Genomic DNA, 13,309 nt, shown 5'->3' with positions numbered 1-13,309 from the left:
ATCACACTTCGTCGAGGGGCGGCAAACGCAGCCAAAACCGCGGTTTTGGCTGCGTTCGCCGCCCCTCAACGGATCGTGACTTGGCTAGAGGAGGCGGCGGAACTGCATCACACTGAGCGGCTCCTGCGGATAGTTCGCGTCGAAGAGGCAGAACTGCATGTAGGCCCAGCCGCGGCCGAGCGTTCCGTAGCCCTGCTCCTTCTGGTCGACGGTGAACGCTCCGAGATGCTTGCGTCCGTCGCAGGTGAGCGACGCCGCGTGCGTCTGGCTCCACGCGGTCGCGATGTGGCCGCCGCCGGATCCCTCGTCCTTCAACGCCGGATCGGCCGTGCGGGTCGCGTTCTGCTTGACCGAGATCCACACGTGCGTCTGCTCGGCGGTGCCGGTGCACGAATAGACCGCGAACAGCAGCGCGGTCGTCGCCGACGTCTTCCAGATCGGTCCGATGACGTTCACAGACGTCACCTTCGGTTGATGCTCGTGCCCTGAGGCGGATGCGGGCGCGGCCGTTCCGAGCAGCGCGCCGAGGGCGACGACGGCCGCAGCCACGACGGTGATGATCTTGCGCATAGTGCTTTCTCCTTCGGGAGTAGCGGTGCACATCCCGGATCCCCCGGAACGCGCGATGCCGGCAGGCGCAGGCGGAACGCTCCGCCGGATGCGCTCGCGTCGAGTCGCGAGCGCTGGTGTGGTGTCGGGCCGCGGCGCCTTCGCCGGGCCGGGTGTCACGGGCGCCGGGCGTCATGCGCACTCCGGCACTCGGTGACGTGCGTCTCGTCTCCGCCCGAACAGAGGCGCAACGTGGATCCGGATGCCCGGACCGCTCACCGTCGTCGACGGGTTCGCGACGACACGCCCACCGTACTGCCGCCACCGGCCGCACGGCTAGGTCGCCGACCGCATTCGGGTCGGTCTCATCCGAACTAGGTGATGTGCGGCAGCAGGTTATGCGGTGCGATGAGGTGTGAACGACCAGTTTCCGCTCATCGGCGGCATCCTCATCCTGATCGATCTGGCGATCCGGATCACCGCGCTCATCATCGTGCCGCGAGACCGCAAGCCCACGGCCGCCATGGCCTGGCTTCTCGCGATCTTCCTCATCCCGTTCGTCGGCATCCTGCTGTTCCTCATCATCGGCAACGTCAAGCTGCCCAAGAAGCGCCGGGACAAGCAGAAGGAATTGGACCGGATGATCCACGAGCGTTCGGAGGCGTTGGAGCCGCCGTCCGGTCGGGCGGCGTGGCCCGACTGGTTCAGCGCGCTCGTGCGCCAGAACCGCAAGCTCGGTGCCCTGCCGGCCGTCGAGGGGAACAGGGCGACACTGCTCGGCGACTACAACGCGTCCATCGACGCGATGGCCGCCGAGATCGACACCGCCACCCGATTCGTGAACATCGAGTTCTTCATCGTCTCGTTCGACGCGACCACGAAGGGGTTCTTCTCGGCGATGGAACGTGCCGTGCAGCGCGGTGTGGCCGTGCGGCTGCTCGCCGACTTCGTCGCATCCAGGCGGGCAGCGCACCACGACGAGACCTTCGCCGAGCTCGACCGGATCGGCGTGAAGTGGAGCTACATGCTGCCGGTGCGGCCGTTCAAAGGCGAATACCAGCGGCCCGACCTGCGCAATCACCGCAAGCTGGTGGTGGTCGATGGCCTCGTCGGCTACATGGGGTCGCAGAACCTCATCGATCGCAGCTACAACGCCCCCAAGAACATCAAGCGCGGGCTCCAGTGGCAGGAGCTGATGGCCAGGACGACGGGACCGGTCGTGGCGGCGATCAACGCCGTCTTCCTCTCCGACTGGTACCTGGAGACCGACGAACTGCTCGGCGACGAGGCGAACGTGCGCGCGGTCGACATCGCTCCGGATGCGTCCCCGGACGCCCTCGTCTGCCAGGTCGTGCCGAGCGGGCCCGGGTACGAGGGCGAGAACAATCTGCGCCAGTTCCTCACGCTGGTGACGTCGGCACAGCAGAAGGTGATCATCACGAGCCCCTACTTCGTGCCCGACGAGGCGATGATGTACGCGATCACCTCAGCGTGCGACCGCGGACTCGACGTGCAGTTGTTCGTCTCGGAGGTCGGCGACCAGGGATCCGTCTGGCACGCCCAGCGCTCCTACTACGCTCCCCTGCTGAAGGCCGGCGTGCAGATCTGGCTCTACCCCGGCCCGTTCATCCTGCACGCGAAGCACCTGTCGATCGACGACGACGTGGCGGTGATCGGCTCGAGCAACATGGACATCCGCTCGTTCGCCCTCAACGCCGAGGCCACCCTGCTCGTGCGCGGCGCGTCGTTCGTGGAGCAGATGCGTGCGGTCGAGCAGGGCTATCGGGATGCCGGCCGCCGGCTCACCCTCGAAGAGTGGGAGAAGGAGCCGGCCTCGGCGACCTTCCTCGACGGCGTCGCGCGGCTGACCTCAGCGCTGCAGTAGTTGTCGGCAGCGTCCGCTCGTCAGCGCGACCGCACCAGGGACTCCGCCGCGCTCTGGAACCACGCTCCGGCATCCGGGCCGCCGTTGCAGGTGCCGTCGCTCGCGCCCGGATGCTTGACCCACAGCAGAGCATCCAGTTTCGAGTCGGGACCCTCGGTGATCTGCGGATCCTGCCCGAGAGCAGCGCCCGGCGGATTGCACCAGGTGCCCGTCCAGCCGTTGCCGTTGCGCGACACGTCGATGATGAAATGCTTCCAGCCGACGCGTGACGACACCTTGCCGGCGTAGTCGCGCTCGGACTGCGTGCGGTCGAAGTTCGAGACGTTCGTGAAGAAGCCGCGCGCGTCGGCGATTCCCGCGGCCTTCAGCCGGTCGGCCTGCGCGGCGGGAGACAGCCAGCGGGCGTTGCCGCCGTCGAGGTACGTGGCGACTCCCGCCGAGGCGAGGATCTTCACCGCCGAATGGATCACGCTCGGACGGGATGCGGCGACACTCGCGCACTTCGCGCTCGCGAGCATGGCCAGCGAGTCCGGCTCGACGAGCACCACGGCGTGCCGGCCCGCGAGTTCGGAGGCGATGACGCGATTCCACGCGAGGTACTGGTCCGGTGCGAGTCCGCCGGCGGAGTACCCACCGCAGTCGCGGTTCGGGATGGCGTACGTGACGAAGACGGGCGTCGCGTGCTGCGCCTCGGCGGCGCGCAGGTGCCGTTGCAGCACGCTGCGCAGCAGGGTGGGTGACGCATACCAGTCCCCCAGCCAGACGGCCGTCGGCTGATCGGCGATCGTGTCGATGAGCGCGGCGCTCGTGGTCTGGCCGCGCACCGCCAGCCAGTCGGCGACGATGCGGGCGTCGCTGTACGGGTCGACGTAAAGGCGACCGGGGAAGACCGGGGCGTCGGCGGCCGCGATCGCGGATGACTGCGCCGGCGGTCGGCTCGGGCCGTTGGCAGGCGCCTGTGCGGTGCCGACGGGCGCGAGGGCACCGAGCATCACGACGACGAGTGCGGCGATGAGACTTTTCATGAGGAACCTCGGTCCTCTCCGTGTGAACGATCGACCGGATGTCCCCTTCGACTATCGACCGATTGTCACCCTCGGTCAGCGATCGCACCACCCGCCACGCAAAAACCGCCCTCCGAGGATTGTGATCCTCGGAGGGCGGTTCGTCAGGCCGTGCGTGGGGCTGTTGCTCAGCGCCCCTCGGCCGCAGCCTTCTGCTTCTCGTACTCGGCGCGGATCTCGGTCATATCGAGAGCGCGCAACTGACCGATCAGGTCTTCGACCGCCTCAGCGGGAAGAGCACCGGCCTGCGAGAAGAGCGGAATGCCGTCGCGGTAGGCGACGAGGGTCGGAATGGACTGGACGCCATACGACGCAGCGAGGTCCTGCTCGGCTTCAGTGTCGACCTTGCCGAAGGTGATGTCGGAGTGCTTCTCCGACGCGCCCTCGAACACGGGAGCGAACATGTGACACGGGCCGCACCAGTCGGCCCAGAAGTCGAGGAGAACAATGCCGTCGGCGACCGACTGGTCATGGTTCTGGCTAGTGATTTCTGTGGTTGCCATGCGGTTAATAACAACCTCCGACCGGGGATATTCCATCCGCCCGACCGCGTCGGACCCTCAGTCGGCCGAAGCGGGCGATTCCGTCCGCGCCGTGTTCCGGTCCGGGGCAACCGTGTTCGGATTCGCCAGCTGCCAGTTGATCGAGTGCGCGAGCGCCGCGAGGAGCGCGATGGACAGCCCTGCGCCCAGCGCCCACAGTGCGAGAGCGACCGTCACCGTGTCGGACGTATCCGTCAGCCAGATGAGCAATAGGAGGACGCCGATCGTACCGAGGGTGGTTGCGATCGTGTAGAGGACGAAGAGGGGCCGGTTCTCCCGAACGGCCGGCCGGTTCAGCTACATGAGCGAAGCCTATGCGCGGCGCCCGTACCGGGACAGGACCCCGATGAGGTGACGGCCGGGACGCACCATGCGCGGTTCCGTCGTTTGCCACTTGTGGTGGTTATCCCGGCCGTGAGACAACCGCAAGTGGCAAACGACGGATGCGACTTCCTAGTCGGTCGACGAGCTCTGCTGCTGTACGGCGTCCTTGCTCGACTGCGCCTGCTCCCGCACGCCGTCGGCCGCGTCGGACGCCTCGGCCTTCACCGTGTCGACCGCATCCGTCGCCGTAGACTTCACAGCGTCGAACGCGTCCTGCGCGGGTTGCTTCAGGTCGCTCGCGACGCCCTTGGCCGTGCTTGCGAGGTCGTCCATCAGCGGTTGCGCGGCATCCTTCACCTGCGAGGCCAGCTTCTTCTCGGCGTCGCTCGCGGGGATGAGGGATGCGGCCAGCCAGCCGATCCCCACGGCGATGAGGCCGACGGCGAGCGGGTTGCCCTTGACCGCGGACTGCGCCTTGTCCGCCGTGTCGGACACCGTGCTCGAGGCCGAGTCGCGGGCGTCCGAGGCGGAGCCCATCACGTGTTCGCGAGCGGAGCGGAACGCGCCCTTGACCTTGTCCGCCTGACGTTCGGCGATCTTCGACGGGCTCACCTTGTCGGCCAGCGCGTCGACGTTCGTGCCGAGTTCGCGACGTGTCTCTTCGATGTTGGAGCGGATCTCATCCGGATTGTTGCTCATCGGTTCTCTTCATTTCGTTTCAGTGTTTCGGGAATCTCTTTGATGGTGTCGACGGTCTGAGGCGCTCCCGCGACGGACTTGAGGGCCTTGCGTCCCTGCAGGTACAGCACCAGGGCGACGACCAGCCAGATGACGGCGACGATCAGACCGGACCAGGCGTTCCCGACCAGGTAGCCGAGCGCCCACCAGACAGCGATCGAGATGAACAGCACGCCCATGACGGCGGCGTAGCCGGCCCCGCCGAGCAGTCCGGCGCCTTTGCCCGCGCGGGTGGCGGACTCCTTCACCTCGGCCTTCGCCAGCTCGAGTTCCTGACGCATCAGGGTGGAGACGTCGCGGGTGACCTCGCCGAGGAGGTCGCCGAGCGAGGTGTTCGCCGCCTTCTGCTCCGACGGGGTGGGGATGTCGGTCATCGGGTGATGTCCGGATCCTGGCCCTCGTCGTCGCTTGCGACATCGTCGCTGCGATCGGTGAGGAGTTCGGCGTACAGGGGCGTCGTGGGCTCGGCGGGCGCATCCGGGGTCGCGTATGACGCGTTCTGGATGCCCGGCTCGCGGACCTCGGGAGCGGGGACCGGCGACTGGCCCCACGGCATCTGGGGCTCGGGCTGCGCATCGGCGTGCGGCGCAGCAGCGGATGCGGACGAGCCGGAGCTCCCTGCGCCGGACGCGTCCGAGGTACCGGAAGCATCCGAAGCGTCGGAGGCGCCCGAGGCGAGCGAGCGCGTCAGGCGCCCGGCCACCGCACCGGCGGCGACGGCGAGCGCGATGAACGCGCCCGGCCGGCGGGCGGCGTACGACTTGAGCTCGGTGAGCAGCGATCCGGGGTCACGGGAGTCGAGGTACGACGCGGCGCTTCCGGCGCGAGCAGCGGCGCGCGAGACGAGGTCGGAGGCGAGTCCTCCGGACGAGTTGCGAGCCATGTCGGCGAGTTCGTCGCTGACCGACTGCAGACCGTCTGCGACGCGCTGCTGCTGCAGGGCCGCCTGCTCGCGGAGCTCGCTCTGCGTCTGGTGCAGCAGGTCGGTCGCCTGCGACTTGGCCTCTCCGACGACGTCGGCGGCCTGGTCTTTCGCGGTGTCGAGGACACGGGTGCCGCCGTCGACGACCTCGTCCTTCATCGCGCCCGCCTGATCGGCGACGACCTGCTTGGTGGACTGGTCGGCGGCGGCGTCGCGCGGGAATGCGTTCGGTGCAGCGCCGGAATAGGTGTCTGTCATGATGTGGTTTCCTTCGGGTCGATCTGGCGGTCGATGTCGGATGGACCGCCGTTGGTGGTCTCAGTGTTCGTGCACGATGCGGCACCGACAAGGGATTGTGGAGTGCACGGGTGGCGGGTACACGCGGGGGCGGAAGACTGCGAGGCGGCGGCTTTCGCGTGTCGCCGGTATCTCGGACGCGACCATTGACGCGGACCCGATGCAGTGGTTCATTCGGGTGAGTTGCCAGGACCTCGGCGGCACCCAAACGATCGGAGACCGCTGATGAGCGACACGGACAAGACCACCGGCACGGACACGACGGGCTCGGCCGACCCGAGCGACGCCGAGAAGAAGCGGACGGACGACATCCCCGACGGATCGTCGTCGGAAGGTTCCGATGACACCGACCGTGACACCGCGTCAGGCGGCCCCGCCGAGTAATCCCGGGTGACCCCTCGATCGTCCGATCGAGGGGTCACCGCCGGGCTACTTGCCGATGCGGCCGTACATGGCGTCGACATCGGCCAATTCGAGATCCGCCGTCGCCTGGATCAGCTTCAGCAATTCCGGATCGAGTCCGGGTGCGTACTCTTCGAAGCGCTCCGTCGCGATGACGGACGGGACGCCCTCCGGTGCCTGCTCGGACGCATCGAGCTCCGTGCCGTCCTTCGACGGCGACAGCCCCCGGAAGATCTTGCCGGCCTCGGATTGGCCGGCGAGGTCGAACGTGTACTGCTTGCTCTGCAGGCCGAGGTCGGTCAGCTTCTTCACCTCGGGAAACTTCTCGGCGTTGGTCTTCGGGATCGGGAGCAACTTGTTCCAGTCGACTCCGAGAGTCTCGAGGGCCTTCGCATAGCCGTTCTCGTGAGCCTGGTCGCGAACGATCAGGTACGAGATCGTGGATCGCGCCGTCTTGTTCTCGGTCATCTCGTAGATGCGGCACTTCTGCAGCCGGCCCGTCGATTCGAGCATCAGGTTGTACAGCAGGTCGAGCACGAGGTTGCCCGAGTTGTAGACGTAGCTGCCCGACCACGGGTTGCCCACCGCGTCCACCGGGAGCGCACCCTGTGCGCCCACCAGATAGTGGTGGATGTTGCCCTCGGAGAGCGCGATGTTGAGCGGGATCGCACCGCCGGCACCCGGCTTGTCGAGCGGGTCGGTCTTCTTGCCCTGGTACTGCGGCGAGCCGTCGAGCAGGCGGGAGATCGTGGTTCCGATCAGCTCGACGTGGCTGATCTCCTCGGTGCCGATGCCCTGGATGAGGTCACGGTACGGCTTGGCCGCGGGACCGCGGAAGTTCATCGCCTGGAAGAGGTACTGCATCATCGTGCGCATCTCGCCGAACTGGCCGCCGAGCCCTTCCTGGAGCGCGTTGGCGGCGCCGGGATCGGGCTCGTCCTGCTCGATGTCGTTGATCAGATTCTGGACGTGAAAGAACATGAGACCTCCAGGTCTTGTGCCGGCGCGGGATGGCCGACTCCCTGTTGACGGTCCTCAGATAACGGGCGACCACCACCCATTGACCTCAGGTCGATTGACGGATCGGGACGCGGCGTCCGAAACCCGCCAGCGTTGAGGAGCGACGCGTCGAAGGATGGACTCGAGGCGCGGATGTGAGCGCGCCGCCGACCAGCGAAGGATCCTCAGTGACCAGCACCCACGTCGCCATCGACCCGGCCATTCTGTACTTCGGCACCCCCGTCGCCCTCATCAGCACACAGGACGAGGATGGCGTGCAGAACCTTGCCCCGATCTCGTCGATCTTCTGGCTCGGGCACCGTGCCGTGCTCGGCGTCGCCGCGCGGTCGCAGACCGGCCTCAACCTGACGGGCACGCGCGAATGCGTAATCAATCTCCCCGATGCCTCTCTCGTCGACGCCGTCGATCGGCTCGCGCTGACGACGGGGCGGCATCCGGTCTCCGAACGCAAGTCGGGCGTGGGCTACCGACACGTGCGCGACAAGTTCGCACATGCCGGCCTCACTCCCCTGCCGTCGGACACCGTTGCGCCCGCGAGGGTCGCCGAGTGCCCCGTGACGATGGAGGGGCCGGTCATGCGCCTGCACGAGCTGGAAAGCGATGATCCGGCCCGAGCAGGCGGCATCGTGCTCGCCGAGGTTGCGGTGACACGGGTGCATGTGCACCAGGAACTCCGGATGGCCGGACATCCGAATCGCGTGGACCCGCTGCGCTGGCATCCCCTGCTGATGTCATTCCAGCGGTTCTTCGGCATGGGCGGCGAGGTCAGCCCGTCGCGTCTCGCCTCGATCGACGAGGAGTGGTACCGGCCGGGGGCCCCGGCACGGGTCCTCGTGCAATGAGGGGTCGCAACACGCCGTGTGGTCGACCCCGAAGCGGCGTGTTGCGACCCCTCATTCCGGCGTCTCGCCTCAGGAGAGCCCCGTCGTGTCCGCGGAGACCCGCTTCACGCCGTCGAGTTGCGCGATCGCGGAGATCAGCGCCTCGACGTCGGACCTGCGACCCTTCACGTGGATGCTGAACTCCATCGCCGCGCCGTTCTCGGCCTGACTCATCTCGTCGATGCGCGTTTTCGCGCCGTTGGCCGCGCACAGGTCGATCACCGCCTGGATGGCGTCGCCGTCATGCGCCGCGAGCACGACGACGGTCGCCCCGGTCGTGCGCCGGATCAGCCGCCCGGCGATCGGCATCGACCCCACCGTCACCAGATGGAGCGCCGTGCCCGCCACCGCGAGGATCGGCAGGCCGGCGGCGCAGGCCATCCCGACCGCGGCCGTCACCCAGATGGACGCAGCGGTCGTCAGGCCAACCACGTTCCCGCGATTGACGAAGATCACGCCCGCGCCCACGAATCCGATCCCCGTGACCACCTGGGCGGCGATCCGGGTCGGGTCGATCGGATGCAGGCCGAGGCTCGTGAAGCCGTAGGCGGAGACCAGGGTGAACAGGGCGGCGCCCACCCCGACCAGGATGTGCGTCCCGAGCCCCGCGCTCTTGAACCGGCGCTCGCGCTCGAACCCGATCACGCCCGACAGCACGAACGCGAGCAGGAGCAGCAGAAGCTGGGTCGCGAGACCCCCTCCGCCGAGCCACACCTCCACGCGACCACCACACCTTTCCTCGTCCGGCCCCGCAGTGCCGAAGTCCCGGTGGTGTCGCACGGTAGCGCCGCACGGTGATCGAGGGCATCACCCGGACCGGATGATGTGCCGGCGGTGCTGTGTCCAGGCGGTTGCGCATCCCGTCGTTCGAGGACATCATCGCTCACGGAGTCGCCATCGTGGCGTCGCCATCGAAGGAGAAATCGCATGCAGTTCAGGTACCTCGGCAACTCGGGTTTCAAGATCTCGGAGATCACCTACGGCAATTGGCTCACTCACGGGTCGCAGATCGAGAACGACACAGCCACCGCATGCGTGCGAGCAGCTCTGGATGCCGGGATCACCACCTTCGACACGGCCGACGTCTACGCCAATACGGTGGCCGAGTCGGTGCTCGGCGAGACCCTGAAGGGCGAGCGCCGCGCCTCGATCGAGATCTTCACCAAGGTGTTCGGGCCGACGGGACCGAAGGGCCACAACGATGTCGGGCTCTCGCGCAAGCACATCCTGGAGTCGATCAACGGTTCGCTCGAGCGCCTCCAGACCGACTACGTCGACCTCTACCAGGCGCACCGCTTCGACTTCGAGACCCCGCTCGAAGAGACCATGCAGGCCTTCGCGGACGTCGTGCGCCAGGGCAAGGCCCTCTACATCGGTGTGAGCGAGTGGACGGCCGAGCAGTTGCGCGCCGGTGCCGCCCTTGCGAAGGAGCTCAACATCCAGCTGATCTCGAACCAGCCCGAGTATTCGGCCCTCTGGCGCGTGATCGAGGAGGAGGTCGTTCCGACGTCGAAGGAGCTCGGCATCTCGCAGATCGTCTGGTCGCCGATCGCGCAGGGGGTGCTCACCGGCAAGTACAAGCCGGGCGCTCCGCTGCCCGAGGGCAGCAGGGCGACCGACGAGCGCGGCGGCAAGGACACCGTCAAGCGCTTCCTCGGCGACGACATCCTGACGCGGGTGCAGCAGCTCGAACCGATCGCCCGGGAGCTCGACCTGACGTCGGCGCAGCTCGCCGTCGCGTGGGTACTGCAGAACGACAACGTGGCTGCAGCGATCATCGGGGCCTCCCGCCCGGAGCAGGTCGCCGAGAACGCCGCGGCGTCCGGGGTCACGATCCCGGCGGAATTCCTCTCACGGATCGACGACGTGCTCGGCGACGTGGTGGAACGCGACGCGTCCCACACGGCGACGCGCTCGCCGGCAACACGCGAGGCGTAGCGCTCGGTGCAATGCGACCCGGGCGGCCGGGTCGCATCGCCAGCGGCCCTGCCGCGAACGTCAGTTGCTGTGGCAGCCGAGTTGCACGAGGTCGGCGGGCAGCAGGTTCTCGGCGCAGACGTTGTTCCTCGACCGAACCGTCCAGGCGCCGTCGACCCACTCGAACACCGCCGTGATCTCCGACTGCTGCAGGATGACGGCGGCGATGGCCCACGTGCCGCTGCACTGCGGATGATCGATCGTGCCGTCGAGCCCGGCGCGCGTGCGGGCCGCCTTCAGCAGGTCGGCACTGCACTGCGGAGATCCGGCCGCCGCCGTCGGTGACGGTGTCGGTGAAGGGGCGGCGGAGGGTGTCGCCGAGGGCGTGGTCGGCGGTGCCGTCGCCCCACCGCGCGACGGCACCGCCCCGTATCCGATGGCCCCCATCGGACCGGCGATCTGGCCGATCATCGCCCACGTGTTTCCATCGGAGCTCGACGCGACCCTCGAACCGACGAGCGCGTGCATGGGATTCGGCAGGTCGGACTCCTCCGTCGCGACGAGCCAGCGGCCGGAGCCGTAGCCGGCGGCTTCGACCCTGGTCCCCTCGAGACCCGCGGCAGGAGCTGTCTGCCACGACGCGCCGTCCGTGCTCGTGTCGGCGAGGCCGTCGGTCGGCGATGGGGTGAACGTCAGCGGATCCGGGAGCGCGTGGGTGTTCGCATTGATCAGCCAGGTCCCCGATCCGTAGGTCACGGCTCCTCCCGTCTGGTTCTCCAGCGCGTCCGCCGCCTGCGGCGTCCAGTGCTCGCCGTCGGTGCTGCCGTAGACCTTCACCGGCGGAGCGAGCGCGATCCCCGCGACAGCAGTCCAGCGGCCGTCTCCGTAGGCGACCGACGACAGCCCGGTGAGGCCGTACTTGCTCGTATCGGCCACCGTCGCGACCGGTCGCCAGTCGGATCCGTTCGAGCTGGAGTAGACGATCCCCGCTCCGCCCGCCTGCGATTGATAGCCGAGCGAGCCGGCCGGCGCATCCCCCACCGCCTCCCATCGGCCGCCGCCGAAGGCGACCCCGTTGAGCTGTCCGGGAACACTCGCCGCCTTCTTCCACGTGCGCAGATCCGCGCTGGTCAGGATGTCCGACTGAGGCACGTCGAAGACCGGGGGCAGCGTGACCGCGACCCAGTGCCCGTTCGCGTAGCCGAGCCCGGAGATCAGTTCATGCGGAACGGTGGCGACGTGCGCCCAGGATCTTCCGTCCGCGCTCGTCCAGACCTCCGTCTGGTCGACGATGCTGGTGCCGGTCGATGTGCTCCAGGATGCCGCGGCCCACAGCGCGGTCACCGGTCCGACCGCCTGCTGATAGACCGTGCCGGTGCCGAGATCGACGAGTTGCAGGTCGCCACCGCTGGCCCCGGGCTTCACCGCGATCACGTTCTTCGGGGCGTAACCGGCCCACCGCTTGCCGACCACATGCGCCGCGGTGAGAGACAGGGGCTGGGGCGCGGTCAGCGGGTTGCCGCAATTGCACTTCACCCGTGGCGTGCCGGTCGCATCCACCATCACCGCCGTGCCCGCCTGCAGAACGGAGACGAGCGTTGTCGCCGCCCCGTTGCGGTAGCCGTGGTTGATCACGAGGGTGTCGCTGTTCAGGATGACCGGCGTCAGCGACGCCACGTACGCGCCGATGTTCTTCGCCCGGACCCCCAGTACGCGGGCCCAGGCCGCAGCCTTCGCCGGGTTGGCCGTGAGGAACGACACCAGCTTCTGCGGATCGCAGACCTGGGCGTCCCCGCTGCCGCCGTAGAGTCCTGGCGTCGTTCCGGTCGCCACCGGCGTGTGCGTGGCTTTGGCGACGGGGAGCGTCTTGCGCAGCTGGGCGCTCTTCTGCACGACGGTGTCGGCGGCGTCGGGCGTCGCACTCGCGACGGTCGCGGTGAACGGATTCGCTCCCGGCGTGGACGACGGCACGAGAGCCACCGACACGGCAGCGTTGCTCGACACGGCGAAGTACACCGCGCCCGCGGCGCCGACGAGCACCACGGCCGCGACGATCGCGCCCACGATCCACCAGCGCCGACGGCGCCCGACGGATGTCTCGGTCACGGCTCACCCGCTCACGACATACGACGGCAGGCGGCGAGACCCTCGCCCGTCGAGTCGTTGCTGTTCAGCGGTTGATCGTGAAGTCGTTGTCGCCGTTGCCGTCATCGTCGGCATCCGGTCGCGTGGCCGGCTTCCCACCATCTTCAGGCATCTGAGCCTCCTCGAGGCGGCCTCGGGTGCCGCCTGATGGCTGGATACTAGTCCTCCGGGTCAGTCGCGGTAAAGCTAAATTGAGGATTCGTCATTCATTCTTGCGACGCATCCAGTGCTCGCGCAGGAAGACCCGGCCGAACCACGCGCTGAGGCCGTTGCCCTCGTACTCGTTCGGATCGGCGTCGAGCACCTCGGTTCCCTGGGGCTCCGGCAGCGCGGCGGCGTCGTCGACGGTCAGCGTGGTGTGCACGGCCGCGGTCGTGATCCGCCCCACGAGGTCGGCGTCGACGAAGCGCAAGCCGGCGCTCGTCTTCACGGCGATGCCGTCGAAGAGGTCGATCGAGGGGTCCTGCAGCACGTGCTCGACCGTGCCGAGCTCGGTGCCTTCGGCTGTCAGGATCGGCGTGCCCTTGGCGAGCGCGGTGTAGGCGATAGTGGTCTCATCCGTCATGCCGGCCACTGTAACCCCGCCGCTCGCGCGCGGGCCAGCGCACGATGACCGCGTACTG

General features: G+C 68.1%; 15 protein-coding genes. 4 read left to right on the top strand and 11 right to left on the bottom strand.

Features of this window, described 5'->3' with window-relative positions:
- Positions 1-84 precede the first annotated feature (84 nt).
- Positions 85-570, bottom strand: coding sequence for a hypothetical protein (locus PKE84_RS13545; RefSeq protein ID WP_271177787.1), 486 nt, complete (start codon positions 568-570; stop codon positions 85-87).
- 394 nt (positions 571-964) lie between these two features.
- On the opposite strand from PKE84_RS13545, the gene cls reads away from it, so the two are divergent.
- A complete protein-coding gene (cls, locus tag PKE84_RS13540) occupies positions 965-2,434 on the top strand; it encodes a cardiolipin synthase (protein WP_271177786.1) in 1,470 nt (489 codons plus the stop codon).
- 20 nt (positions 2,435-2,454) lie between these two features.
- On the opposite strand, the gene PKE84_RS13535 is transcribed toward cls, so the two are convergent.
- The 6 genes from PKE84_RS13535 to PKE84_RS13510 form a co-directional block, all read right to left on the bottom strand.
- Entirely contained in the window at positions 2,455-3,459 is a 1,005-nt protein-coding gene (locus PKE84_RS13535) for a glycoside hydrolase family 6 protein (protein WP_271177785.1), read from the bottom strand.
- A 167-nt stretch (positions 3,460-3,626) separates the two neighbouring features.
- Positions 3,627-4,001, bottom strand: a complete 375-nt coding sequence (trxA, locus tag PKE84_RS13530; protein WP_271177784.1) for a thioredoxin — start codon at positions 3,999-4,001, stop codon at positions 3,627-3,629.
- A 57-nt stretch (positions 4,002-4,058) separates the two neighbouring features.
- Complete coding sequence (locus PKE84_RS13525; RefSeq protein ID WP_271177783.1) at positions 4,059-4,250, bottom strand: hypothetical protein; 192 nt, start codon at positions 4,248-4,250, stop codon at positions 4,059-4,061.
- A gap of 243 nt (positions 4,251-4,493) precedes the next feature.
- A complete protein-coding gene (locus PKE84_RS13520; protein ID WP_271177782.1) occupies positions 4,494-5,063 on the bottom strand; it encodes a DUF3618 domain-containing protein in 570 nt (189 codons plus the stop codon).
- Positions 5,060-5,476 carry a phage holin family protein gene (locus PKE84_RS13515; protein WP_271177781.1) on the bottom strand — a complete coding sequence of 139 codons (417 nt, stop codon included), beginning with the start codon at positions 5,474-5,476 and terminating at the stop codon, positions 5,060-5,062. Before PKE84_RS13515 ends, PKE84_RS13520 begins: the two co-directional genes overlap by 4 nt.
- The gene (locus PKE84_RS13510; RefSeq protein ID WP_271177780.1) at positions 5,473-6,282 is read right to left on the bottom strand and encodes a hypothetical protein; all 810 of its coding nucleotides are present in this window, start codon (positions 6,280-6,282) and stop codon (positions 5,473-5,475) included. Before PKE84_RS13510 ends, PKE84_RS13515 begins: the two co-directional genes overlap by 4 nt.
- Positions 6,283-6,546: 264 nt before the next feature.
- Between PKE84_RS13510 and PKE84_RS13505 the strand changes: the two genes are divergently transcribed.
- The gene (locus PKE84_RS13505; protein ID WP_271177779.1) at positions 6,547-6,705 is read left to right on the top strand and encodes a hypothetical protein; all 159 of its coding nucleotides are present in this window, start codon (positions 6,547-6,549) and stop codon (positions 6,703-6,705) included.
- A 45-nt stretch (positions 6,706-6,750) separates the two neighbouring features.
- Here PKE84_RS13505 and PKE84_RS13500 read toward each other — a convergent pair whose 3' ends face one another.
- On the bottom strand, positions 6,751-7,704 hold the full coding sequence (locus tag PKE84_RS13500) for a manganese catalase family protein (RefSeq protein WP_271177778.1): 954 nt from the start codon (positions 7,702-7,704) through the stop codon (positions 6,751-6,753).
- Positions 7,705-7,910: 206 nt separating this feature from the next.
- Here PKE84_RS13500 and PKE84_RS13495 point away from each other — a divergent pair, with 206 nt between their 5' ends.
- The gene (locus PKE84_RS13495; protein WP_271177777.1) at positions 7,911-8,585 is read left to right on the top strand and encodes a flavin reductase family protein; all 675 of its coding nucleotides are present in this window, start codon (positions 7,911-7,913) and stop codon (positions 8,583-8,585) included.
- Positions 8,586-8,654: 69 nt separating this feature from the next.
- Here the strand turns inward: PKE84_RS13495 and PKE84_RS13490 are convergent, their stop codons facing one another.
- Positions 8,655-9,344, bottom strand: a complete 690-nt coding sequence (locus PKE84_RS13490; protein ID WP_271177776.1) for an MgtC/SapB family protein — start codon at positions 9,342-9,344, stop codon at positions 8,655-8,657.
- Positions 9,345-9,551: 207 nt separating this feature from the next.
- Here PKE84_RS13490 and PKE84_RS13485 point away from each other — a divergent pair, with 207 nt between their 5' ends.
- The gene (locus PKE84_RS13485) at positions 9,552-10,562 is read left to right on the top strand and encodes an aldo/keto reductase family protein (protein WP_271177775.1); all 1,011 of its coding nucleotides are present in this window, start codon (positions 9,552-9,554) and stop codon (positions 10,560-10,562) included.
- Between the two features lie 60 nt (positions 10,563-10,622).
- Here the strand turns inward: PKE84_RS13485 and PKE84_RS13480 are convergent, their stop codons facing one another.
- Entirely contained in the window at positions 10,623-12,647 is a 2,025-nt protein-coding gene (locus PKE84_RS13480; protein ID WP_271177774.1) for a DUF6777 domain-containing protein, read from the bottom strand.
- A gap of 241 nt (positions 12,648-12,888) precedes the next feature.
- Complete coding sequence (locus PKE84_RS13475; protein ID WP_271177773.1) at positions 12,889-13,251, bottom strand: hypothetical protein; 363 nt, start codon at positions 13,249-13,251, stop codon at positions 12,889-12,891.
- Positions 13,252-13,309: the final 58 nt, after the last annotated feature.

This window comes from Leifsonia poae (genome assembly GCF_027921845.1).
In the GTDB taxonomy this organism is placed as follows: Bacteria; Actinomycetota; Actinomycetes; order Actinomycetales; family Microbacteriaceae; genus Leifsonia; species Leifsonia poae.
The sequence above is the reverse complement of the archived record's forward strand: the minus strand, read 5'-3'. Positions and strand labels throughout refer to the sequence as shown.